The 24,297-nt window shown below is 52.3% G+C and carries 17 protein-coding genes; 7 read left to right on the top strand and 10 right to left on the bottom strand.

Annotation, left to right across the window (positions count from 1 at the left end):
* The first annotated feature begins 54 nt into the window (after positions 1–54).
* A complete protein-coding gene (locus D4L85_RS29735; RefSeq protein WP_119757766.1) occupies positions 55–1,779 on the top strand; it encodes a M3 family oligoendopeptidase in 1,725 nt (574 codons plus the stop codon).
* A 3-nt stretch (positions 1,780–1,782) separates the two neighbouring features.
* On the opposite strand, the gene D4L85_RS29730 is transcribed toward D4L85_RS29735, so the two are convergent.
* The 3 genes from D4L85_RS29730 to D4L85_RS29720 form a co-directional block, all read right to left on the bottom strand.
* Positions 1,783–2,229 (bottom strand): MarR family winged helix-turn-helix transcriptional regulator, encoded by a 447-nt coding sequence (locus tag D4L85_RS29730; protein WP_119757765.1) that lies wholly within the window; start codon positions 2,227–2,229, stop codon positions 1,783–1,785.
* 52 nt (positions 2,230–2,281) lie between these two features.
* A complete protein-coding gene (locus D4L85_RS29725; RefSeq protein WP_119757764.1) occupies positions 2,282–2,860 on the bottom strand; it encodes a YceI family protein in 579 nt (192 codons plus the stop codon).
* Positions 2,861–3,039: 179 nt separating this feature from the next.
* Positions 3,040–3,855 carry an alpha/beta fold hydrolase gene (locus D4L85_RS29720; protein ID WP_119757763.1) on the bottom strand — a complete coding sequence of 272 codons (816 nt, stop codon included), beginning with the start codon at positions 3,853–3,855 and terminating at the stop codon, positions 3,040–3,042.
* A gap of 92 nt (positions 3,856–3,947) precedes the next feature.
* Here D4L85_RS29720 and D4L85_RS29715 point away from each other — a divergent pair, with 92 nt between their 5' ends.
* The 6 genes from D4L85_RS29715 (at position 3,948) to D4L85_RS29690 (ending at position 11,647) form a co-directional block, all read left to right on the top strand.
* A complete protein-coding gene (locus tag D4L85_RS29715; protein WP_119757762.1) occupies positions 3,948–7,400 on the top strand; it encodes a PAS domain S-box protein in 3,453 nt (1,150 codons plus the stop codon).
* A 112-nt stretch (positions 7,401–7,512) separates the two neighbouring features.
* Positions 7,513–8,271, top strand: coding sequence for a LytR/AlgR family response regulator transcription factor (locus D4L85_RS29710; RefSeq protein WP_119757761.1), 759 nt, complete (start codon positions 7,513–7,515; stop codon positions 8,269–8,271).
* A 208-nt stretch (positions 8,272–8,479) separates the two neighbouring features.
* Complete coding sequence (locus D4L85_RS29705) at positions 8,480–8,674, top strand: hypothetical protein (protein ID WP_119757760.1); 195 nt, start codon at positions 8,480–8,482, stop codon at positions 8,672–8,674.
* 85 nt (positions 8,675–8,759) lie between these two features.
* Positions 8,760–9,863 carry a histidine kinase dimerization/phospho-acceptor domain-containing protein gene (locus D4L85_RS29700; protein WP_119757759.1) on the top strand — a complete coding sequence of 368 codons (1,104 nt, stop codon included), beginning with the start codon at positions 8,760–8,762 and terminating at the stop codon, positions 9,861–9,863.
* Between the two features lie 439 nt (positions 9,864–10,302).
* Positions 10,303–10,677, top strand: a complete 375-nt coding sequence (locus tag D4L85_RS29695; RefSeq protein WP_160144088.1) for a response regulator — start codon at positions 10,303–10,305, stop codon at positions 10,675–10,677.
* 70 nt (positions 10,678–10,747) lie between these two features.
* Complete coding sequence (locus D4L85_RS29690; protein ID WP_119757757.1) at positions 10,748–11,647, top strand: CheR family methyltransferase; 900 nt, start codon at positions 10,748–10,750, stop codon at positions 11,645–11,647.
* A 230-nt stretch (positions 11,648–11,877) separates the two neighbouring features.
* On the opposite strand, the gene D4L85_RS29685 is transcribed toward D4L85_RS29690, so the two are convergent.
* From D4L85_RS29685 to D4L85_RS29655, 7 genes are all read right to left on the bottom strand, one after another.
* Positions 11,878–13,320: a Gfo/Idh/MocA family protein gene (locus D4L85_RS29685; RefSeq protein WP_119757756.1), complete on the bottom strand. Its 1,443-nt coding sequence runs from the start codon at positions 13,318–13,320 to the stop codon at positions 11,878–11,880.
* 351 nt (positions 13,321–13,671) lie between these two features.
* Complete coding sequence (locus D4L85_RS29680; protein WP_119757755.1) at positions 13,672–15,129, bottom strand: Gfo/Idh/MocA family protein; 1,458 nt, start codon at positions 15,127–15,129, stop codon at positions 13,672–13,674.
* Between the two features lie 52 nt (positions 15,130–15,181).
* A complete protein-coding gene (locus D4L85_RS29675; RefSeq protein WP_119757754.1) occupies positions 15,182–15,847 on the bottom strand; it encodes a gluconate 2-dehydrogenase subunit 3 family protein in 666 nt (221 codons plus the stop codon).
* A gap of 9 nt (positions 15,848–15,856) precedes the next feature.
* Positions 15,857–17,599, bottom strand: coding sequence for a GMC family oxidoreductase (locus D4L85_RS29670; RefSeq protein WP_119757753.1), 1,743 nt, complete (start codon positions 17,597–17,599; stop codon positions 15,857–15,859).
* Between the two features lie 198 nt (positions 17,600–17,797).
* Positions 17,798–19,339, bottom strand: coding sequence for a RagB/SusD family nutrient uptake outer membrane protein (locus D4L85_RS29665; RefSeq protein WP_119757752.1), 1,542 nt, complete (start codon positions 19,337–19,339; stop codon positions 17,798–17,800).
* A 21-nt stretch (positions 19,340–19,360) separates the two neighbouring features.
* The gene (locus D4L85_RS29660) at positions 19,361–22,960 is read right to left on the bottom strand and encodes a TonB-dependent receptor (RefSeq protein ID WP_119757751.1); all 3,600 of its coding nucleotides are present in this window, start codon (positions 22,958–22,960) and stop codon (positions 19,361–19,363) included.
* Positions 22,961–23,002: 42 nt separating this feature from the next.
* The gene (locus D4L85_RS29655) at positions 23,003–24,001 is read right to left on the bottom strand and encodes a FecR family protein (RefSeq protein WP_119757750.1); all 999 of its coding nucleotides are present in this window, start codon (positions 23,999–24,001) and stop codon (positions 23,003–23,005) included.
* Positions 24,002–24,297 lie beyond the last annotated feature (296 nt).

Raw genomic sequence — 24,297 nt, 5'->3', positions numbered from 1 at the left:
CGTAAAATCAGTGTTGCATCGTGCAACATCACTATAACTATTCTATAAAAGTATATGGCAGACGTGCTAGAGATTCCCCAACGCCCTACCCGTAAATTTGCGACCGAAGACTTTAAAGTGACCACGTGGGATGGTTTGAAACCGCTTTTCGACAACCTGCTGGAACGCAAATTGAACTCGGTACAGGACCTGAAGAAGTGGTTTTCAGACCGCAGTGAGATCGAATCCGTGCTGGCCGAAGACATGGCATGGCGCTATATCCGCATGACCTGCTACACCGACAACGAAGAATACCGCAAGAGCTACCAGGATTTCATCGAGAACATCCAGCCCCAAATGGCACCGGTGGCCGACCAACTGAACAAACAGGCTGCGGCTTCCCCGTACCTGAACGAGCTGGCGAGCAAAGAAGGATACAACATCATGATCCGCAGTCTGAAAAAGGAGATCGAAATATTTCGCGATGCGAACGTGCCGTTGTATACCGAGATCAATACCGAAACGCAAAAATACGCGCAACTCAATGGTGCCATGACCATCGAAGTGGATGGCAAGGAGTTGACGCTGCAACAGGCTTCCGTCTACCTGATGTCGACCGATCGCGCGAAACGGGAAGAGGTCTATCACAAGATCAGTGCACGCCGCTTGCAGGATAAGGACGTGCTGAACGATCTTTTTTCCACGCTCATCAAACTTCGCCACCAGGTGTCGGTCAATGCCGATTTCACAAATTTCAGAGACTACATGTTCAAAGCCCTGGGACGGTTCGACTACACGCCCCAGGATTGTTTCGATTTTCACGAAGCCATTCAACACGAAGTGGTCCCTATTCTTGACAAGTTCTCCAAAGAGCGCAAAGAAGCCCTCGGCGTAAGCCAGTTACGCCCCTGGGATAAAGCCGTAGACCCCGAAGGACGCGAAGCCTTGAAGCCCTTCACCAACGGCAAGGAACTGACCGACAAAACCATTGAAGTGTTCCGCCGCCTCGACCCGTTCCTGGGACAATGCCTGGCCATCATGAAAGCCATGGGCCACTTAGACCTGGAGTCGAGAAAGGGAAAAGCTCCCGGGGGTTACAATTACCCGCTGGCGGAGATTGGTGTGCCCTTCATTTTTATGAATGCCACGTCCACCCTGCGCGACATGGTGACCATCATGCACGAGGGAGGCCACGCCATTCACAACTTTCTCACCCGCGACCTGGAGTTAAACGAATTCAAGTCAACCCCTTCGGAAGTGGCTGAGTTGGCATCCATGTCGATGGAGTTGATCTCGCTGGATCATTGGGATGTGTTCTTTACCGACGAGGCAGAATTGAAACGCGCTAAGCGCGAACACCTGGAAGACATTATTGAAACCCTCCCGTGGGTGGCCACCATCGATCGCTTTCAACATTGGTTGTATACACACCCCCAACACACGCTGCCGCAGCGCACGCAAGAGTGGAATGCGATCTTCGATCAGTTTGCCGACACCGTCACCGATTGGTCGTCGTTGCAAGCCGCGAAGGATTATCTCTGGCAGAAGCAGTTGCACTTATACGAAGTGCCGTTCTATTATATCGAATATGGTATGGCGCAATTGGGTGCTATCGCCGTGTGGCGCAACTTCCGGAAGAATCCGGCAAAGGGTTTGGCGGGGTATCAGAACGCGTTGAAGCTCGGTTATATTCGTTCTATCCCGGAGATCTATAAAGCGGCGGGCATCGAATTCAATTTCAGCCGCGAGTACATAAAGGAATTGATGGATTTTGTGCGGGAAGAGCTGGCGAAGATCTGATCGTTAGCCCCTGCTCTTATCCAACAGATCGCTGAGCTGGTAAGCCTCTTCTTCCGAAAGGTTGAGGATGTTGTCCAGCTCGCTTTGTTTTTTGTCGAGGGTGCGGAGCAACTCCAGCCCGGCCTCGGTCAGGTTCACATCGAAGGCGCGCTTGTCGGTGGGGCACGCTTTTTTGACGATCACATTTTTGGCGACCAGCCGGTCCAGCAAGCGCGAAACATCGGAGTTCCTGTCCAGCATGCGGGCTTTGATCTCGGTGGCCGAGGTGCTGTTGGGATGTTGTCCCTTGAGGATGCGCAGGATATTGAATTGCTGCGGCGTGATGTTAAAGGACTTGAACACCTCCTGGTGCTTGCCCTGCATCCAGTTCGTGGTATACACCAGGTTGATGACCGCCTTTTGGTGCGCGTTGATGAATTTTTTCTGCTTGATCTCGTCTTCGATTTTCATACGGTAAAAAAGAACGACCCCTGCCGGAATTGAACAGGGGTCGCTTGATAAATTAGGCTGCTGCCTTGTTCAATTCGATTTTGCAGACGATCTCAACCTGGTCACCTACGACCATTTCGCCGTTTGCAAGTTTGTTGCTCCACTTCAGGCCGTACTCCAGACGGTTGATCTTGCCGTTCAGTTTGAAACCGGCTTTAACACCATTGCCGGTGTCAACGGTACCACCATACGTAACATCGAAGGTCACGGGCTTGGTCACGTCGCGAAGTGTGAGGTTGCCCTTCAACAGGTATTTGCCATTTTCTTTCACGAGGGTGCCTTTGAATTTAACTTCAGGGAATTTTTCGGCGTTGAAGAAGTCATCCGACTTCAAGTGGCCGTCTCTTTTCTCGTTGTTGGTGCTGATGGAAGCCACCTTGGCGGTGAACTCTACATCGGCGCCGTTAAAGTCATCGGTTTTGCTTTTCACTGCACCTGTGAAATCGGTGAAGCTCCCGTTCACTTCCGATACCACCATGTGGGATACGTTGAACTGGATATTCGTGTGGTTCTTGTCGACGTTCCACATCGTCTGGGCAAACACCCCGGCTGAAGCAAACAGGAGGGCGAAGAGTGTGTTCATTTTTTTCATAAATGTAGTTTCTTGTTTTTTGGTGAAATAAAGGTAGAAGAAGTTCGATATATTTGTTTAAACAAGTACTTTTTAAGTTGTAATTGACTGATAGTCAATGATAAATATTTATAAAAAGCATAGTTGTTATGATCATGATAGCAACAACCCGGCCAGGAATTTAAGCCATGGTTCACGTATCAGGAGCCCGTTTCGTCCGGTGTTTTCCAATGCGCCAGGCTCTCGCGGATGATGGTATTGTGACCGCTGTCCAGCACTTCAAAGCGATACGTATTCAGATGCTTTAGCAACCGGTTCATGTTTTCAGGACGGATCACCTTATCATATTTTCCGACAAACAAAGTCAGCGGGATGTGGTGCGCATTGACGAGCGAAGCCATGTTCTTCAAATCAAAACACAGATGCCGGAACACGACCCACGAGTAATATACTTGCTCGCGCTTTTCTTGTGTGTTCATCTGGCGTTCGGCAAACCGGATCAAACCTTTGTCCATTACACCCAGCGTATAGAGCACCCGCGAGAGGATCATAAACGTGCCCGGGTGGAGGATCATGCTTTTGAACAGCCAACGGAAAAACAGGGGATAGGTGGCAAGGCTATACCAGAAGCTGGTCTTGATGCCGTCGGGTGCCATGAGCACGATGCCCTTTGTTCGTTCGGGGAATGCCTCCAGGGTGGCCAAGGCAAATTTTCCCCCCAGGCTAAAGCCGGCTACCGTGAAGGTTGCCACGGGCAAGGTCTCACAAAATGCCTGTATGATTTTTTTCCAATAGCTTTTTAACAACGGCGATTCACCCATGCCCCATGTGCTTTGTCCGTGGAAGTAGAGATCGAAAGCATAGAGCGTATAGCGGGGCGATAGTATTTTGTCGAAGGCTTCGAACGCGGTGTGGTCCTGACCAAAGCCATGGAAAAGCAGCAACACCTCCGGCCCCGCGCCGGCAACGGCATAATGCAGGGTTGTATTTTCGTAGGTGAATAGCTTTTCGGTCATGGGGTTTGTAAAGGTAGGATGTGGCGTTCAAATAAAAAGCATTCTTCCCGGCCCCCGGTGAAACCAAAAAGTTTATTTTGTAATTTCAAGGTGTGAATACACTTCAGGATCAGCTATTAAATGGAGCGCTTGGGCCGGAATTTTTAGCAACAATTTTTGAGATCACCTCGGAAGCCGTTTGGATCAAGGATATAAAAACCGGTAAGGGCGCCTGGTTGGCATCGACGGAGAACCGGACAAAGTACAACATCACCGACGACCTGCCCGACGACTTCTGGATGCACGGCGTTCACCCCGACGATCGTGAACAGGCCGTTTCAGGTTTCCAAAATGCACTGGCCGATAAAACGGCAACAACCTTCCGGCATTTTTATCGCTATCGCGGCAAGGACGCTTACTACTATATCGAAGACCACATGAAATTTCTCCGTCATCCCGACGGCGAAGCCTACCGGGTGGTGGGTTCATGGAAAGACATCAGCGATCAGCAACGGGAGAAAAACATCCTCGAAGAAACCCTGTCCAAGCTGGAGGCCGAGACGGAGCGTTTCAAACTTATCTCCGAAATATCCAACGCCGCCATGTGGGATCTCGACATGGGCACCCACACGTTGTCGTGGTACAGTGGCAGCAAAGCGTTGGACGAATTCGGATTAAAAAAAGTGGACTATTCCCTGGACGACTGGGCCGCCTCCATCCACGAAGAAGATCGCGACCGTGTGGTGAAATATTTTAACGACATGTTGTTGTCGAATGCCACGCGCTACATCGATGTGTACCGGGTCCGGAAAAAAGATGGCACCTATGCATCGATGCTGGACCAGGCCACCATTATCCGCGACCCTTCCGGAAAAGCCCAGCGCGCATTGGGCGGTTGGGTTGACATCACCCGCGAGCGCCAGCGCGAAAAGGTGTTGGAAGAAGCCTTGCAATTTCAACGTGGACTAAATGAAGAGCTGGCCTTGCGTGAAGAGGAGCTGACCAGCACGGAAGAAGAGCTTCGCCAGATCAACGAACAGCTCTCCGAAAATGTGCGGATCCTGTCGGAGCGCGAATTCATCCTCACCCAGTCCCAGCGCCTGGCCAAGATCGGCAGTTGGGAATACGACCTGCGGTCAAAGACGATGTTCTGGTCCAACGAAATGTACAGCATCTACGGCGTGGATCACAGCTTCAATGTGAACGACCTCTCGGAGATCCACCGGTTGTTTGACGAGCACAGCGGCCACCTCGTGAAGGAAGCATTCCAGAACATGACCCGCAGCCAAAACCTACCCTTCGACATCACGGCCCATACGATTACTCCTTTGGGTTACAAGAAATGGGTACGCATCACGGCCTACCCGGTACAGGAAGGCGACAACTTTGGAAGGATCCTGGGGCTTACCTACGACATCACGTATTTTAAAGAAGCCGAGGAGCGCCTGAAGGCCAGCGAAGAAAAGTTTGCTAAAGCCTTCCGCAACAATCCCGACCTGATGACCATCACGCGGGAAGACGACATGGTGATCATCGACGCCAACGAAAAAGTGTTCCAGGTGCTGGGCTATACGCGTCAGGAAGTGATCGGAAAGTCGGCGATCGACTTTGCTTTTTTTGTAGACAGTAATGAGCGACAGGCTTACTATTCCCAGTACTTCACGGAGAGCCGGGCTTCGATCGAGTGCACCTGGCGGCGGAAAGAGGGGCGCACCATCCAGATTGCCTTGAGCAGCAGCCGCATCGAGATCGAAGGAAAGAATTTTATCATTTCGGTGATCCAGGACATTTCGCAGCGCAAGGCGGCCGAGGAGAAATTCCAGAAAGCCTTCGACCTGAACCCCGACCTCACGCTGATCTTCCGCGAGCGCGACATGGTGCTGGTGGAGGCCAACAGCAAGTTGGAGGAAGTCTCGCACTACAAACGCGAGGAGGTGATCGGCCATTCCAGCAACGACTTCAACCTCTGGCTGAAGATGGAGGACCGGCAGCATTATTTCGAACAGCTTTTCAAAGAAGGCGAGGCTTACTACGAGGCCACCTTCATAAAAAAAGATGGCGATACGTTCTACGGCACCATCGCGTCCAGTTGTTTCTCGTTGGGCGGCGAGCGGCACATCATCACCATCGTGCGCGACATCACGGAACGGAAGGAAGCCGAAGCGCGGCTCATCTCCAGCGAAGCCAACCTGAACGCCACCATCAACAACAACGAATTCTTTATCTGGTCGCTGAACCGGCAATACCAATTGACCTCCCTGAACCAGCCCTGGAAGAAGTATATGAAGCAGACCTATGGCGTAGACCTGGAGGTGGGGCAGAGCATCCTGGATTTCTTTCAGCGGGCCTACCAGCAGGATCAGTTGGAAGAGTGGATGGGGTGGTATGAGCGCGTCCTTTCGGGCGAGACGTTGAAAGTGGAGAAGCGTTTCCGCGACCGCGAGTTTCAATATTCGCTAAGCCCCATCGTGCGCAACGATTTCATCTCGGGCATCACCGTGTTTGCCGAAGACATTACCGAACGGAGGCTGGCCGAGCAAAAGATCCGGCAGAGCGAACTGAACATGAACGCCATCATCAACAACTCCGACATGAGCATCTGGTCGGTGGACAAAGAGTTCCGGTTGATGGCGCTGAACAATAACTTTGTCAACTACATGCGCGACTGGTATGGGCTGACCTATGAAGTGGGGCAGCAGATCATCGAAGAGTCGCGCGACAAGGTGCCTGCCGAGATGCTGGAATATTGGACCACCCTTTTCAAGCGTGCCTTGGCCGGTGAGATCGTGCTAACCGAGGGCGAGCTGAACAACGCACACCTGCAATACTCCGTGAACCCGATCATCGAAGGACACAGTGTGGTGGGAGCTGCCATTTATTCGCGCAACGTCACCGACCGCGTCGTGCGCGAACGCGAGTTGATGGAGGCCAACAAGAAGATCGGCGAACTGAAACTGATGGCCTTGCGATCGGTGATGAACCCGCACTTTATCTTCAATGCCCTCAATTCCATCCAGTTTTTTATTGCCAAGAACGACCGCCTGAACGCCATCAATTATTTGTCGACATTTTCGAAGCTGATTCGCGGCATTCTCACCAACTCGGTGAAGAACAAGATCAAGCTGGCCGACGAGATCGAGTTGTTGCAGCATTATGTGAACCTGGAGTTGGTTCGTTTTGAGGACAAATTTGTCTGTGTTTTCGAGATAAGCCCGGACCTGGACCTCGACAACATCGAAATACCGTCCCTTCTTATCCAGCCTTACGTGGAAAATGCTATTTTGCATGGGCTGTACAACAAACGGGACAAGGGCAAGTTGTGCATTCGCGTGCGGGAAGACGAAGACCGGGTGCTGTTCGAGATAGAGGACGACGGTATTGGCCGCGAGGCCGCCCGGAAGCTGCGGCAGCAGAACTTCCCGCAACATAAATCCATGGGCACCGTGCTCACGGAAGAACGCTTGAAACTGATAAACGAAGAAGACGAAGCCTCTTACGAGGTGATAGACCTTTTTGAAGACGGCAAGGCTACCGGAACCCAGGTAAAGATTTGGATCAGGATGTAAGAAAATATCAATTTCTTAATATCTTGGGTAGGCGCCTTTCATTAGGTTTGTTCCCATTGTTAGGAGAGAGTCATGACGATTTTAAGATACGCTTACCCCCCTCTATACCAGTATGCTTAAAGCCATAATTGTTGACGATGAATCGAAGAGCCGGGAAAGTCTTCAGATTCTCTTGCATGATTTTGTGGAAGGCGTGGAAGTGAGTTCCCTTTGCCAGGATGTGGCCGAAGCCATTCTGGCCATTGAGCGTGACAAACCCGACATTGTCTTTCTCGACATCCAACTCCAACGCGAAACCGGTTTTGATTTGCTCACCAAATTGAAGGACATCACCTTTGAAGTGATCTTTACGACGGCCTACTCTGAATACGCCATCAAGGCCTTCCGGTTCTCAGCGATCGACTACCTGTTGAAGCCTATCGATATCGAGGAATTGAAGAAGGCGGTGGGGAAGGTGGAAAAACGCATGAACGGAAACATCGCCAGCCGGCTCACGGAACTGGTGCAAAACCTGAAAGTAGGGGTGAGTTCCTCCGAAAACTATAAACTGGCGTTGCCAACGTTGGAAGGGCTCATTTTTATAAAAACCAACGACATTCTTTATTGCGAAGCCTCCAGCAACTACACCCAGATCTACACCGCCGACGGCAAGAAATACCTTGTCAGCAAAACCCTCAAGGACTATGAGGACCTGCTTTCCGAACACAATTTTTTCCGCATCCACAATTCCTACCTCATCAATCTCAATTCCATCAAAAAATACGTGAAAGGCGAGGGCGGCTACGTCATTTTGAACAATGATATTTCGTTGGACGTCTCAAAACGGAAGAAAGAAGCCTTTCTAAATAAGATCGGTGTAAGAAATGCCTGAAATACAAACAGGTTTGTCTACCGGGTAAAATGGCCGGCATTCGCTGTGTTTCGGAGGCGTCCGCCACCTGCTCACTCACTGTTCCCACCTGCTCATTTTGTCTTCACCAAGGCCTTTGTCTGTCGTACAATTGTATATCATTTTACACGGCCAGGCGAAACAATCCGCTGCAACCGTATTCGATCCAAATAGTTAAAACACAATTCCCATGAACAACAAAAAAGTGACGAACTCGGCCATCCAGGTGTATGTGAACGGCACAGTCGGTTCTGTGGCCGTAGAATGGGTTACCATTCCTACTTCGATCGAAACGTTGAAAGCAATGACCACGGCACGCGCCCCTCAGCAAAGCCAGTTTGCGCAATGGATCTTGACCTGGAATTGGGGTGTAAAACAAAATTAACATTTAAGAGATTAGGGTTAGGTTGAATAGAGTTGTGCCCGGTCTTCCAACAGGCGGACCGGGACTTCTTTTTTTGTTAAGTACTATGAACCTCAGTGAGCCGGACATTTCGTCAAGATTGATTTCCTCGGAGTCGCTCCGTCAGAAATTACCTACTATTTTTTTGGATTCGATGGTGGTCGACCTTCAGTTCAACATCAACGTGATCAGTCAGAACGTGCTGGATTTTCTGGAGTTCACCAACGAGGAATTGGCTGGTAAGTCCATCAACTACCTCGCGCGGGAAGAAGATGTTGTCCAATTGTTACAGAAAGAACTGGCAGCAGGCTATTTTGAAGAGCGGCAGGTGGGGTTCTACACGAAAAGCAACCGCCTGGTCACCATCGGCATTTCCGGTTTTTACCTGGGGCTGATCAGCGACATCAACGGTCGCATTATTTTGAAGATACGAAACCTCGACGAGGTTCAACTGATCAACCAGCAACTGCAACAGAAGAAAGCCGAGCTGGATAAATTCATTTACCGTGCCGCCCACGACCTGCGCGGCCCGCTGGCCACCATGCAAGGGCTGTTGAACTTGCTGCGGATCCGCGAAGACAACTCCGAACTCGACCGGATCCTGCAATTACTGGACGCCCATGCTCAGAAACTGGACGAACGGCTGTATCACATGGTATACCTCGCGCAGTCGGACGACGAGGATAACGCTCCCGAAAACAGCATCAACTTCAATACCTTCGAAGCTTTGCTCCGGAAGGTGATCGAACAGAACGCCTTTGTGGACTTCCTGGAGTTCCACTATTCGGCGCCACGCGAAAACCTGAAAGGGGTGAACGAGGTGCTGTTAAAATCGCTGCTCACCAATTTGCTGCTCTATTTATTGTCGCTTCCCAAGAGCAAGTTGAATAACCAGATCTTTTTCCGCCTTTTGGTGGAAGATCGGGAATTGAGCATCACCATTGGTGCACACGGCTTTTTTGTGGAAGACGCCATGCGGAAAGCCATGCGCCAGGAAGAGTTCATCTACACGGATATGATCCACTACCCGCGGTTGCTCAATTTCTTTGCCGCCCAGAAGATCGCCTGGAAGCTGAATGCCCGCGTGAACGTACATTTTCTCTCCACCGAGAAACAACGGATCAGCATTTCCATACCCGTGATTGACGCTGCGTCATTGGGCTTGCTCTGAAAATGCCGACGGGTAATAAATTCTTTTCCCACTTACTCAACCAAACCCACCACTTGCGCACTAGGGGTTTCGGGGCCGGCCAAGGGGATGCACCTTTGTAACACAACAGTAATTTTTCCTGCGCATAGGTTAGGGTTTAGGTTGCAGGATTTCAAAAGGCCTTTGTGATAGACGATCACGAGGCCTTTTTCTTTTTATCACCATTCGTGTGAAGACGATTTCATGGAAGTTCGCCGCTTATAATGTTTAGGGGTGATAACGTTCGTTCGCTTTCACTTGCTAACATAAACCCACCAGCTCTTCATTTCGATTCCTTTCCTTCACGCTTTCGATCCGTATAGACCACCTGCTAAGTTCTGCTGCCCGTCTGCTCATTGTCGCGAGGAGTGGGGAACAAATCCCAATACCTTCGATGCGTAGATCGATAAAAAGTCCCCCGATGAAAAAAACGATTTTAGTGGTAGAAGATTTTGCCAGCATCCGCGACTTCGTCTGCGAGATCTTGCAACGAAAGGGATACGACACGGTGGGCGCCGCCAACGGAACTCATGCTTACCAATTGCTGGCCGGCAAACCCGAAGTGAACCTGGTGCTGACGGACTATAACATGCCCGATTGCACGGGCTTCGAGCTCCTCCAAAAAATCAAGGCCAATCCTTCCATCGCCAATGTGCCGGTGGTGTTCCTCACTACCGAAAGCAATCCCGATAAAATGCGCGCCGCGAAAGAAGCCGGCTTGTCGGCATGGATCAAAAAGCCATACCGCGCCGAAATGTTTTTTTCGCAGATCGAACATGCCTTAAACAATGGATAACCTCGGATGAAGGACGATCTTTTGTGATCAACGGCCCCAAATCAAACCCTCTCTAACCCCACACCTGTTCATGGAAACTCCCACCAATGGATTTTTCCGTATGGATGAAGAAAGTTTTGCCCGCCTGAGCCAATACGTCACGCAAACGTATGGCATCCAGCTGCCGGCAACAAAAAAGTCCATATTGGAAAACCACCTCGATGAAAAGGTGAAAAACCTGGCCATGAGTTCCTACAAAGAGTTTGTGGACTTTATTCTCAATAGCGGAAGCAGCGAAGACGAGCTTCTCCACGTGCTCGATCTCATCACTACCCACAAGACCGAATTTTTCCGCGAAGCCTCACACTTCCAATTTTTAACCCAGCAATTTCTTCCCCGCCACCAACAAGAAAACAACTGCGACAATCTGAAAATCTGGTCCGCCGGATGCTCCACAGGCGAAGAGCCCTACTCCTTGCTGATGACGCTGGAAGAATACAAAAAGATCCATCCCAAACTCACCTACACCCTGCTGGCCAGCGACATCTCCACCCGTGTCATGCACACCGCGTGCCATGGCGAATACGATGTAGAAAAAATGCAGACCGTTCCCTCCGGGATGAGACACACTTATTTCATGTGCGACAAGGCCGATCCCAAACAGGTTAAAATAAAACCCCACTACCGGACGAAGATCCAATACAAACGCGTCAACCTCATGCACGACAACTACGGCCTGGCCAAGCATGACCTCGACATCATCTTCTGCCGCAACGTGCTCATCTATTTTGAAAAGCCCACCCAAGAACAAGTGATCCGAAAATTCTGCAACCTGTTGCGCCCCGGAGGATTGCTATTCCTGGGACACAGCGAATCGGTCATGGGAATGAATTTGCCGTTGAGCCAGGTGGGGAATGCGGTATATCAAGTTCAGGAGCCAGAAGCCAGGAGCCAGGAGCCAGAATCTCCGGCGTTGGAATTCACGAGCTAGAATCCTGGAGCCAGTAGTTAGTAGCTCGTGAGCCAGGAGAAAAACGCAGAGGCCAATCTGCATTTAAATGAAATAGTCAAGATTTGATCTGACTGTCAGATCAAGTCTTGACTATTCAAGTTAAGCACAAGACAACTGGCCACTGGCCCTAGCCACTGAATGCTGACTACTGGAATGCCGAGAACAAGCTTCTGGCTCCTGACTCCTGGCTCCTGACTCCTGACTCCTGACTACAACATCCACCCCTCCCGATACTCCCGCTTCACAAATTGGTTTGCTTCATCAAAGTTTGTGATCTTCATGTTCTTCGCGTCCCACAGCAACGTCTTTCTTCCGGGGGTGGTGCCATTGGGTCCCTGCATCGCGTAGCTGCGGAGGGCCAGGTTGCCCATTAGGACGGCTTCGGTGAAGGGGCCTGCGTATTCGAACGGAGAGCTCAATTGCATTTTGCCATAGCCTTGAAGGCAGGCGTCTACCCATTGTGTATAGTGACCTTCTTCGCCGCCGGCAATGCGTGGGATGGTTTGTTTGGGCAGCGTCACGGTTTTCATGAGCGATGTTGGGAGCAGCGTGGGTGGGATGTTGTAGCATCCTGCGAGCTTGCCTTTGGTGCCTTCGAAAATGTAGCCGCTTCCGTAGTCGCCGAGTTGTTCATCGGGGAGAAGTTCTTCGGGACGTTTTGGTAAGAGGCCACCGTCGGTCCAGGAGAATTGGATATTGCCCTTGCCGTCCTTGCGGGGAAATTTCATATAGATGATGGAGGATGCGGGACAGCTTTCGTTGTAGTGGGCTTCCTCAAAGAATCCCGACCACGCCGTAGTGGTGCTGCATTCTACTTCCGTGGGGAAGTCGATGGGCAGGATGCGGAAGGCGGCGGCCATGATGTGGCAGGCCATGTCGCCCAGTGCGCCGGTGCCGAAGTTCCACCAGCCTCTCCAGTTGAAGGGGAGATACGCGGGGTTGTAGTCGATGAACTTGGAGGGACCGAGCCACAGATCCCAATCCAGTTCGGCGGGCACCTTGAATTTTCCCGTGGGCGTAGGGATGCCTTGCGGCCATACGGGACGGTTGGTCCAGGTTTGTACTTTGGTGACCTCGCCGATGAGCCCGGCGTCGATCATCTCCTTGGCGGTGCGCACGTGGTCTGCAGAGGCATATTGGTTGCCCATTTGCGTCACCACTTTATATTTCTTGGCGGCTTCTGCCAGCGCGCGGGCTTCAAAAATCGAATAGGTGAGGGGCTTCTGCACATACACATGCTTGCCACGCTGGATGGCGGCCATAGCAGCCACCGCGTGTGTGTGGTCTGGCGTGGACACCGAAACGGCGTCGATGTTCTTGGCTTCTTTGTCGAGCATCGCGCGGAAGTCTCTGTAGTATTTCGCTTGCGGGAAATTGGCCTTCGACTTCACCGCCATACGATCATCGACATCACAGAGAAAAGCGATCTTGGCTTTTGGATTTTTTGCAAATCCGGTAAGATCGCTCTCGCCTTTTCCGCCCACGCCAATGCCGGCGATGTAGAGCGTGTCGCTGGGCGGAACATAGCCTTTGCCGCCCAACACAAAGCGGGGCAGAATGGTGAAGGCTGCAGCAGCAACCCCTGCATTACGAATGAAGTCTCTTCGAGAAAGCGAATGCGGGGATGGAATTTCTTTTTTCTTCAAAGGCATGATCGGGTTGTTTAGCGTGAATGATTTCTTTAAACAGTAAAAAATTAGACAAAATCCACAAGAAAAGAAACGCGACTGCTCTGGTTGGTCGACGAAAAACACGAAAGGAGTAATATCTTACAATTTCCGGATAACAGATGATAAATTTTTTTCGACAAAAGACGCTTGTCGAACGAGTCGTGAATTTTTAGTCACTATCAACTCATTGTTCAGAACTAAAGACTCAAGACTAAGGCTATTGGCAACGCTATGGCTACTGTAAATAGCTCTTTTATGGAAACCGGGGATGTTATAAAAAACAAAGAGGCTGCCCAAATGAGCAGCCTCTCTCTAAACCGTTTATATTTCAACCTATGAAAGCTTCCACCCGTTGCGGTATTCGCGTTTCACAAACTGGTTGGCATCGTCGAAGTTGGTCACCTTCATGTTTGCGCCATCCCAGAGCAACTTGATGTTGCGGCCGGGGTAGTCGAACTGATCGGGTTTGTCTTTCTTCGGGTAGCGCACGTCGTGGCTGCGGATGGCGAGGTTGCCCATCAACACCGTTTCGGTCAGCGGACCGGCGATCTCGAACGGGGAGCTCACTTCCATTTTGCCGTAGCCGGCGAGACACGCTTCCACCCATTGAGCATAGTGACCTTCTGCGCCGTTGGGAACGCGCTTGATGGTTTGTGTCACTTTCACTTCGTTGTTCTTCGAGGTGGGCAGCAAGCTGGGGTACATACCATAGGTACCGCACATCATCTTGCCTTTTGTGCCGATGAAGATCACGCCGTTGCCGCCGTCGCCCATCGTTTCGTTGGGGCCCAGTTCTTCGGGTCTGGGGGGCTGAATGCCGCCGTCCATCCAGTGCATCTTGATGTCCGACTTTCCGTTTTGGCCGGGGAAGGTCAGGATCACATAGGAAGAAGGAGGACAGCTGTCGGGGAAATAGCCGCGTTTGAATTCGTCAACATAAACGCTGCCGACGCTGGCGGTCACATCCGTGGGATATTTCAATCCCAACACGCGGAACGGTGGTTCCACAATGTGGCAACCCATGTCGCCCAGGGCGCCGGTGCCATAATCCCACCAGCCGCGCCAGTTAAAGGGAACGAGCTTGTCTACAAAATCCTTGTAGGGAGCGGTGCCGAGCCACAGATCCCAATCCAATTCTTTGGGTACTTGTGCTTTGTTTTCAGACCATGCTATGCCTTGTGGCCAAACGGGGCGGTTGGTCCAGCAATAGACGGTGTGCACGTCGCCGATCGTGCCGGCGTTGTACCACTCCATCAATTGGCGCACGCCGTCGCCGGACGAGCCCTGGTTGCCCATTTGGGTAACGACCTTGTATTTCTTGGCAGCCTCCGTCAATGCGCGGGCTTCAAAGATGTCGTGCGTCAAAGGTTTTTGAACGTAGACGTGTTTGCCCAATTGCATGGCGGCCATGGCCTGCACCGCGTGGTTGTGGTCGGGGGTGGAGACCGAAACCGCATCGATGCTCTTGTGTTCTTTCTCGAGCATGATGCGATAGTCCTTGTAGTACTTCGCTTTCGGGAAGGCGGCAACGGATTTCGCCGCGCGGCGATCGTCCACATCACAAAGGAATGCGATCTCTGCCTTGCCGCTTTTCGCGAACTGGGCAATGTCGCCTTCGCCTTTTCCGCCCGCACCAATGCCGGCTACATAAATTTTGTCGCTGGGGGCCTTATATCCCACACCGCCCAGTACATGACGGGGCACAATGGTAAAGGCCGCTGCAGCAAGCCCGGCTTGCTTCATGAAATTCCTGCGGCTTACCGAAGGAATGGTCGTTTTCTTTAAAGGCATACGTCTTATTTGGGGTTTCTGATTGTTCCTGTTCTACGTATCGAAGGGATGCCTACGCATCGAACTTCACGCTGATCTCCAGCGTGCGCTCATCGTACTTCAAGCCATACTGATCCAACACGTCTTGCGGCACGCCGTTCCACTGGTTGGGTTGGTTACCCACATAACCCAGGTCGGTGATGCCCATCTTGCTGGTGAAGAATCCGGTGGCTGTCAGATCGCGCATCGTGTTGAAGAAAGCCACGCCCTGTTGGTGTTCGGGTTTTGCTTTTTCGGGATAGGCGATGAGGTCCACCAATTCGATCTGCTGCTGCGGTGTGCAAGAGGCGAAGTCGGCATTGAAGCGGTTCATGCACTGTAGGTCCAGCCATTTCAGACCGCCGCGCAACGGCGTTTGATAGCGCGGCATATCTTTTACAATAAAGGCGATAAAGTCCGGCACACCTGCCTCGCTGGCGCTGCCCGAGGTGGCATCCTTGGGGATGATGATGTCTGCCAGCACGGTGATGGTTTTCATTTCATGCGCGTCGAAGAAGGTCTCGGCCTTAAGTTTGGCCTCGCGTTCCACTTCGGCTGCATTGCGATCGTATTTCAACTCCGTTGCTGCGGGAGCTGTTGCGGTAGTTTCGGGCTTCTTGTCTGTGTTACAAGCTTCGAGCAACACGCCGGCGCCAACGGATCCTACGGCAAGTGTTTTTAAATATTTTCTTCTGTCCATAATGGTAGATTATAGATTTTGTTTTTTCAGTTCGTCGATAATGTATTCCGATGCACGCATGGAGAGGGCCAGAATGGTCCAGGTCGGGTTCTTGTCGGCTTGCGACACAAACGGTCCGCCGTCCACCACAAACAGGTTCTTGCATTCGTGCGCCTGGTTGTATTTGTTCAGGGCCGAATTTTTCGGGTCGTTGCCCATGCGGGTGGTGCCCACTTCGTGGATGATGCGACCGGGTGCTTCGAGGCCATATTGATTTTCCTTGGTGCCATCGTTCCCCCAGGTCACCACGCCACCGGAATTGTGGATGATCTCCGCAAAGGTTTCCTTCATGTGCTTGGCCTGTTTGATCTCGTGGTCGCTCCACTTGTAATGGAAGCGCAACACGGGGATACCGTATTTATCGACGGTGTTCGGATCGATCTCGCAATAGTTGTCGCGCAAGGCAATGGCCTCGCCGCGTCCCGACATGCCGAAGGCGGCGCCGTAGAAGTAGCGGTAGTCATCTTTCAGCGAAGCGCCATAGCCACCAGCATCTTTCACCTTGCCGTCACGGCCGGGGTATTTGCCGTTCGTGCCTTGGATACCAAATCCAAAGCCATAGCCCGGCATGCCCATGCCGCCGTAGTATTCGATGTGATAGCCGCGGGCGAAGTCCAGTTTCTTGTTGTCGAGCCACCACGGGGTGTATACGTGCATACCGCCAACCCCGTCTTCGTTGTAGCGCTTCCGGCCGATCAGTTTAGGGATGATACCGCCCATGTCGGCTCCGGTAGAGTCGTGCAGGTAACGACCCACGACGTCGCTGGAATTGGAGAGGCCGTTGGGGTGACGCGACGACTTGGAATTCAACATCAAACGTGCCGATTCGCAAGCGCTGGCCGCCAGGATCACGACCTTTGCCGTCACGGAATATTCTTGTTTGTCGTCTTTGTTCACAAACGAAACACCGGTTGCTTTACCCTCGTCGTTGGTGAGCACTTCGCGCACCATGGCGTTGGGGATGATATCGACATTGCCTGTGGCAATGGCCGGTTTCACCAATACCGAAGAGGAGGAAAAGTCGGCGTGCACCGTACAGCCGCGGTTACACTGGCTGCAGTAGAAACACTGTCCTCTTTCTTTGTTGATGGCCTTGGTGAGGATGGAGAGCCGTGAAGGGATCACGGGGATATTCATTTTCTTCGCGCCTTCTTTGATGAAGAGCTCGTGGAGACGCGGTTTGGGCGGGGGCAGGAAGATGCCGTCGGGTTCGTTGGGCAGGTTTTCTACCGAGCCGAACACGCCCACCAGTTTATCTACTTTGTCGTAAAAGGGGGCCACATCTTCGTAGCCGATCGGCCAGTCGTCGCCGAGACCATCATGGCTGCGGTGTTTGAAATCTTTGGGGCCAAAGCGCAATGAAATTCTGCCCCAGTGGTTGGTGCGGCCGCCCACCATGCGCGAACGGAACCAGTCGAACTCGGTGCCATTCTTGTGGGTGTAGGGCTCGCCTTCCAGTTCCCATCCGCCATAGGCCGCATCGAAGTCACCGAAATTGCGCAGGGGGGTGCTCGCACCGCGGCGGGGCGACTCCCAGGGCCATTTGAGTTGGGTAACATTTTTTGCAGGGTCATAGAGGGGGCCAGCTTCCAGCAACACCACTTTAATTCCGGCATTCGCCAACACATAAGCAGCCATTCCGCCGCCGGCACCGGAACCTACGATACACACGTCGTAGGCCTTCTGAGTTTTCTTGATTTGAAATTCGGGCATAGATATTTATTGAGCTTACATTAAAGGTACTTCTTTTCCAATGAGCTGAATGTGGTTTTATATGAACGTCACGATTAAATGATGTGGCGATCATAGGGACAGTCCCGGGGAAAGCTAAGAAAAAAATCCCTGCCCCGAAAACATTCCGCGAGCAGGGATCAACCAAACTAGGATTATTTCAAGACCGTCTGCCTTGTACTACCATCCCGGATTATCAGGCCGCAAATTCGGATTGTTGCGGAAATCGCCCGCAGGCAACGGCAGCAGCAAATGTTTCTGCTGCAGCACCACGGCGGTGCTCAGGGTGCCCCCCACAAAATCTTCGAAAGTGCTGGTATTGTCCTTATAAATTTTGCGCAAGCGCACCATGTCAAACCAGGTGATGCCTTCATAGCACAGCTCGTGCCACCGCTCGCGCCACACCGCCTCGCGGAATTGCGATTGCGACAGCCCCGAAAGGTCGGTCAGGTTCGCCCGGCTGCGAATGCGGTTCACCGCCGCATAGGCCTCCACCGAGGGACCGCCGGATTCGTTCTGTGCTTCCGCATACGTCAGCAACACTTCTGCAAACCGTATCAGGGGATAATTCAAGCCCGCGTTGCCCGTGCCCGAATTGCCGGGCGAGCCGTTCGCGATCACGTCGAAATGCTTGAAGATGTAGGGCTTGTTCAAAGGGAACACGGCGCCATCGCCACCGGCATAATACGACGAGAAGAAAAATTGCTTCTCTTGCACACGCTTGTCGCCGACCTCAAACGAATTCAGGAACGAAGCTGTGGGAACGGTCGTGCCCACTTCGCCCGAGGCGGTGATGTTCGTGTTGTTGGGAAGAAAATACGACTGGTAGTTGCTGTTCGCGATGCCCGCGGCATATTGGATCTGGAAGATGTGTTCGATCCGGTTCTCCGTCGCATTGTTGTGCAGATCGTCATAGGAGGCGAACAAGTTCACCTGCCCGGGGTTGGCAATCGAGTAGTCGATCACTTCCTTCGCCTTGGCGGCAGCCTTTTGATAATACTCGCCACCTTTGTCCAGCGGGTAGCCGGCTTCGGTCAGATACACATTCGCCAGCAACGACTTCACGGCCGACAGCGAAGCTCTGCCCGCCAGATCGGTCCAGGGCAGTCCTGCATTTTCGGCATCCATCAAATCCGCTTCGATCAGTGCATACACTTCGGCCACAGAGGCGCGGCCCGGCGTCACTTCCGGTGCGGTGAAGCTGTAGATCGGCTTGGTCAGCAAGGGCACATCGCCCCACAAACGCACCAGCCAGAAGTAGTGGAAGGCGCGGAGGAACTTCGCTTGTCCCACCCATTTTTTGGAATCGGCTTCTTTGATGGCCGGTATGGTCGGAATTTTCTCGATGGCGAGGTTGGCGTTGCCGATGCCTTCATACAACTGTCGCCACCACTGGCTCAGGTGCAGGTTGTCGCCCGTGTGTTGAAAGCTGTACAAGTTGTTGAGGTCGGAGTTCTGGCCGGTTTCGGTTTCGGCCGTGCCGCTAAAGGCGTCCAGCATCTGGAAGTTGGCCGAAAAGATCCCGGCGCCGTCACCGTGAAAACGGAGGTTCTCGTAGGTGCCGTCCACCGCGGCTTGGGCGTGTTCGGGCACCGTGAAAAACGTGGCCGGTGCGATGTTGGAAGGGTCTGCTTCTTTTAGAAAATCCGAACATCCCGCCGCCAGCCACAAGCTGCCCGCGAGCAACAAGTGGGTCGTATGTTTATAATTGAATCGCTTCATCTTTCTGTTGTTTAGAGGTGATTATAAACCGAGGCTCAGGCCCAGCATATAAGTGGTCGGTTTAGGATAGTCGAAGAAGGTCTGCCCTTGTGCAAACGGGGTGGTGTAGGTAGACACTTCCGGATCGTTGCCCGTGAAGTTGGTCTTCAGGAAAAAGTTTTGCGTCGACGCATAGATGCGCAGGCGGCTGATGTGCAACCGCTCCGTCAGGTTCGAGTTGAACGAATAGCCGATGAGCAAATTCCGTCCGCGCAAGAACGATCCGTCTTCCAGCCAACGCGTGTCCACGTTCGACACATAGCCGGCCTTGGAGTCGCGCACGGCGGCAATGTCCGAATTCTGATTCTCAGGTGTCCAGGCGCCCAACACGGAGTTGAAGCTGTTGGCCAGGCCCGTGCGGTCTTCGCCGGAGTGATGTGTCATGTTCAACACATCGTTTCCATACGAATATTGCAAGTCGACCGTCAGGTCCCAGTTCTTGTATTTCAGGGTGTTGATGAACGATCCATACGATTTCGGATTGCCATTGCCAATGATCATGCGGTCGGCATCGTTGATCTGGTAGTCGCCATTCACATCGAGGTATTTCACATCGCCCGGCAAGATGGGCTTGCCCGTGCCGCGATAGCTGTTCACACCATATTTGGCGGCCTCGGCGGCTTCCGCTGTGCTCCAGGTGCCCAGGCGCACGAGCCCCCAGAACGAACCTACAGGTTCTCCTTCCTTGATCACGCCGGTCTGGTTGGTGAAGTTGGGATTACCCACGCCAAAAATAGGAGCGGGGGTCGCCAGCTTCAGCACTTTGTTCCGGTTGATGGAAATATTGAAGATGGTATTCCAGGTGAAATTATCGGTTTGAATGTTCACTGTGTTCAAAGCCAACTCAATGCCCTTGTTCTCCATGCTCCCCACGTTGCGCACGATCGACGCATAGCCCGACGACGTCGGCAACGGTGCATCTAACAGCATGTCGGTGGTCTTGCGATAGTAGATGTCAGCTTCGATGTTGACGCGGTTTTGGAACAAGCCCAACTCCACACCAATATCGGTTTGTGCGGTCTTCTCCCATTGCAATCCCGAGTTGCCCAGGCGGTTCAACGCTACGCCAATGGTCTTGGCATTGCTGGCCACACTGGTCACGGTGCGCAGCGAAGGAAGCGCCGAATAAGAATTTATTTCCGAGTTACCCGTGAAGCCGTAGCTGGTCCGCAATTTCAAGTTGGAGATCACAGGGTTGTCCACCAGGAAGGGCTCTTTCGTTACACGCCAGGCCAACGCGGCCGATGGGAAGAACGCATACTTGTTGGACTCGCCGAATTTGGATGAACCATCCATACGACCGGTTACGGTCAGTAAGTATTTTTCCTTTAGGGCGTAGTTGATCCGTCCGAAGTAAGAGTTGAAAGCAAACCGGCTGCGGTTGGATTCCACCGGAGGCGAGGGCAGGAAGTTCGCGGCGCTTCCCAGGTTGTTGGTATCGAGGAAGTCGGTGATAAACGTCTGCGAACGGGCCTGGAACCAGTAGATGTTGGTCTCTTGCCAGGAGATCCCGGCAAGCGCCGTCAGGTTGTGAATGTCACCAAATTGTTTGTTATAGGTCAGGTAGTTTTCGAACGACCAGAAGGTCTCGCGGTTGTTCTGCACGCGGGCCGATCCTTTTTGGTTGTCGGGAAACACATATGAAGGCGTTTCCGGCGCAGGCCGTCCGTCATATTGATTTTGTTCGCGCTCCAGGATGTTTGTGCCCAACGTGGAGCGCAGTTCCAGTCCTTCGGCGATCTTGATGTTGGCGTAAACGTTGCCAAGTACGGTCCGGCTTAACAAGATATATTTTCTACTGGTCATCAGGTCGACCGGGTTCTGACCGCCTTCCATCGACGGCGAATAATTCTTGTTGTGCGAGAACGTGCCGTCCGGATAGCGCACCGGCAAAATGGGCAGCGCTTCCGTGATCATCCGCACCGAGTTCAAACCACCCGTTCCAAAGTCGACGATGTTTTCTTCCTGGTTGTTATAGCCCAGGCTTCCGCCCACTTTCAACCAAGGCTTCAACTGACTGTCGAACACAAATCTTCCCGAATAGCGCTTCAGGTAGGAGTTCAGCAACAACCCGTTGTCGTTGCGATAGCCCAGGAACACGCCATACGAGTTGTCCTTGTTGCCACCGGTGAAAGACAGCTGGTGGTTTTGCGACATTTTGTTTTGCGTCGACTCCTTGAACCAGTCGGTGTCATAAAGCGGGTTGCCGTTGGCATCGAAGAGCGCAGGGTTCGTGCGGTCCAATGCGGGATTGCGTCGCCCCGAAGAGTGGGTTTGCGTAGCAGGATTCCAGCCGGCGGGATCATAGGTTTTGATGTTGTCCCAACCCAGTTGCTCTGTAGCAAGGAACTCCTTCGCATTCAGCATGTGTACGCGATTGGGCCCGATGGTAGGTACGCTCATTTGCATGTCGTATGATACTTTGCCACCTGACGTGCTGCCGCGCTTGGTGGTGATGAGGATCACCCCGTTGGCGCCGCGTGCTCCATAGATTGCCGTGGCGGAAGCATCCTTCAACACTTCCATGGAAGCAATATCGCTGGGGTTGATGTTGTCGATGGCATTGTTCAACGGATACGAGCCGTTGGTTTGCGTACCCACCGGCATGATCACACCGTCGATCACATACAACGGGTTGTTGGAGGTGCTGATGGAGCTGAACCCGCGGATGCGCACGTTGGTCTGCCCACCCGGACGACCCGAGTTGATGTTCACCGCCACACCGGTAACTTTGCCGGCAAGCGCCTGCGACACGGAGGGCAACTGGCGCTCCTGAATATCTTCCGCCTTCACGGTTCCCACCGATCCGGTCAAGTCCGATTTCTTCTGCGTACCATAACCGATCACCACCACTTCCTCCAACGTTTTCGTGTCGGGAGCAAGCGAAGCGGTGATGACGCTCTGTGCATTCACAGGGATTTCTTTCGTCTCGTAGCCGATAAAGCTCAGGACGAGCACAGCATCTTCGTCGGGCACATTGATCGAAAAGTTTCCGCCGGCATCGGTCACCGTTCCAACGGTAGTGCCTTTCACCAACACGTTCACACCGGGCAGCGCGCTACCGCCTTCATCGGTGATGGTGCCTTTCACCGTGAAATCAGGCGCGGCCATGCCGGGGAACTGATCGCCGGTGTTGAAGGGCACGTTGATGCCGGAAAATCCTCCGCCGGAGTCGGCCAGGGGAATGAGTTGCATGCGATCATCCTTCGGGGGGATGAGGGTGATCTGCTTTTTCCGGATCTGATACGTGATGTTGGTGCCGTTCAGCAACGTGTCGAGCACCTGCTCGATGTTGTTGGCTTTCAGGTTCAGCGTGACACGGCGCGTCGCGTATTTGAATTTGCTTTCGTTGAGCACAAAACTGTAGGATGTCTGGCGCTCGATCTCGCGCAACGCTTCTTTCAGCGTGGCATCTTTCAAATGAAGTTCAATGGAGAAAACGGCTTGCCGGTGTGTGGTCGCCCGGACAGGGACGGGGCTCAAGCCCAGGAGCACGACCACCAGCAGGAGAGAACGATTAAACAACTTCGTGCGCCCCGGAGGCATCGGCCGCGGGTGCAAACATTGATAGAAGTACTTCATAGCGATTAGGGTTAAGTTGGGGTTTAACGAGTGTTTTAGTTTTTATTCATAAATGACGATTTGACTCTTTTCCTTTTTGTATTTGATCTGCGACGAAAGCCGGATCAGCTCCATCACTTCATCGATGGTCTCATGTTCAATGGTCATCGTGAGCCGCTCGCGCTGCGCCAAGGCCGTATCGATGACGATGTTCACCTTGTAGCGGTTCTCGAGCTTCAACACGATCTCCGACAACGGCACGTTGTCGAACACGAGGCGTTCTTCTTTCCACGCACTGTAGTCGGAGGGGTCTACTTTGTCTTTCACCACTTTTTTGAGCTCGGTATTCACGATGATCTGGTCGCCCGGTTTCATGGCGTAGAGCTCGCGGCCGCCTTTTACTTTCAGCTCTACTTTCCCTTCTTCCAGTGTGGTCCGCACGTCGGTATCGTCGTAGGCTTGCACGTTGAACCGCGTGCCCTTCACATAGATGGAAATGGTTTTGGTGCTGACGATAAAATCCTGTTGACTTTTCTCCACATCGAAGAAAGCTTCCCCCGTGAGCACCACCTTGCGATGCACAAGGCCAAAGCCGTTATCGTATTCCAGCGAGCTGTTGGTGTTCAACCACACCTTGCTGCCATCGGGAAGGTCTACCCGCGTGCTGAGATTTTTGGAATGATAGACCACCGCCCCTCTGGAAAGTGCTGCTTTGTTCCAGAACGTGTGGAGCCCATAAGCGACCATGGCAAGGATGGATATGGTCGCCGCGACTTTAAGAAATGTTCGGCGAAGAATAGGGGAGAACAAAGAGGGGTCGTTGGATCTTTTATCTTCTTCGATGCGCTGGTTGAGCGATTTCCAAGCAGCATCGATCTTCTCGGGATTGAACCTCCCCAAGGTGACGGTAGTTTGATAGGTGACATTGATCTCATCAAAATACTGGCGATGGACATCATCCTCGCGGATCCATGCCTGCAACACGGCGATCTCCGCCTCCGTGGTCTCACGCTGTAAGAACCGAATGATCAATGCTTTTATTTCCTGTGGCGTCTGATCCATATCTGCGATTTATCAACTGCTATACCTTTAACTACAGGCAGAATGAATTTGCCCCTGACAACGATTGCAGACTTTTTTTCAAAGGATTGAAAAAAGATCAAACCGAAGTTGTCACACGTAATTCGGTACGTGTACACAATACACCAAGGTGATCGTGACACGTACAGCATAAAGAATGAATGGCAACGGGGAGGATGAAGCGCGGACTGTGTTACATACAAGTGTTGTTATGTACAGAGATGTACATAGAGAATGTAGAGCACGACGCTTTCATGAATTACTATATAAAGACACAC

Origin of the sequence: Chryseolinea soli, from assembly GCF_003589925.1 — a bacterium.
In the GTDB taxonomy this organism is placed as follows: Bacteria; Bacteroidota; Bacteroidia; order Cytophagales; family Cyclobacteriaceae; genus Chryseolinea; species Chryseolinea soli.
This window is presented reverse-complemented; position numbering and strand designations above follow the sequence as displayed.

What these genes read in the sequence shown, in the direction of transcription:
- D4L85_RS29705 (WP_119757760.1), top strand. Translation starts at nt 8,480, where the DNA reads ATGAACAACAAAAAAGTGACGAACTCGGCCATCCAGGTGTATGTGAAC.
- D4L85_RS29695 (WP_160144088.1), top strand. Translation starts at nt 10,303, where the DNA reads ATGAAAAAAACGATTTTAGTGGTAGAAGATTTTGCCAGCATCCGCGAC.
- D4L85_RS29690 (WP_119757757.1), top strand. Translation starts at nt 10,748, where the DNA reads ATGGAAACTCCCACCAATGGATTTTTCCGTATGGATGAAGAAAGTTTT.
- D4L85_RS29730 (WP_119757765.1), bottom strand. Translation starts at nt 2,229, where the DNA reads ATGAAAATCGAAGACGAGATCAAGCAGAAAAAATTCATCAACGCGCAC.
- D4L85_RS29675 (WP_119757754.1), bottom strand. Translation starts at nt 15,847, where the DNA reads ATGGACAGAAGAAAATATTTAAAAACACTTGCCGTAGGATCCGTTGGC.
- D4L85_RS29655 (WP_119757750.1), bottom strand. Translation starts at nt 24,001, where the DNA reads ATGGATCAGACGCCACAGGAAATAAAAGCATTGATCATTCGGTTCTTA.
- D4L85_RS29660 (WP_119757751.1), bottom strand. Translation starts at nt 22,960, where the DNA reads ATGAAGTACTTCTATCAATGTTTGCACCCGCGGCCGATGCCTCCGGGG.
- D4L85_RS29670 (WP_119757753.1), bottom strand. Translation starts at nt 17,599, where the DNA reads ATGCCCGAATTTCAAATCAAGAAAACTCAGAAGGCCTACGACGTGTGT.
- D4L85_RS29685 (WP_119757756.1), bottom strand. Translation starts at nt 13,320, where the DNA reads ATGCCTTTGAAGAAAAAAGAAATTCCATCCCCGCATTCGCTTTCTCGA.
- D4L85_RS29680 (WP_119757755.1), bottom strand. Translation starts at nt 15,129, where the DNA reads ATGCCTTTAAAGAAAACGACCATTCCTTCGGTAAGCCGCAGGAATTTC.
- D4L85_RS29710 (WP_119757761.1), top strand. Translation starts at nt 7,513, where the DNA reads ATGCTTAAAGCCATAATTGTTGACGATGAATCGAAGAGCCGGGAAAGT.
- D4L85_RS29665 (WP_119757752.1), bottom strand. Translation starts at nt 19,339, where the DNA reads ATGAAGCGATTCAATTATAAACATACGACCCACTTGTTGCTCGCGGGC.
- D4L85_RS29735 (WP_119757766.1), top strand. Translation starts at nt 55, where the DNA reads ATGGCAGACGTGCTAGAGATTCCCCAACGCCCTACCCGTAAATTTGCG.
- D4L85_RS29725 (WP_119757764.1), bottom strand. Translation starts at nt 2,860, where the DNA reads ATGAAAAAAATGAACACACTCTTCGCCCTCCTGTTTGCTTCAGCCGGG.
- D4L85_RS29700 (WP_119757759.1), top strand. Translation starts at nt 8,760, where the DNA reads ATGAACCTCAGTGAGCCGGACATTTCGTCAAGATTGATTTCCTCGGAG.
- D4L85_RS29720 (WP_119757763.1), bottom strand. Translation starts at nt 3,855, where the DNA reads ATGACCGAAAAGCTATTCACCTACGAAAATACAACCCTGCATTATGCC.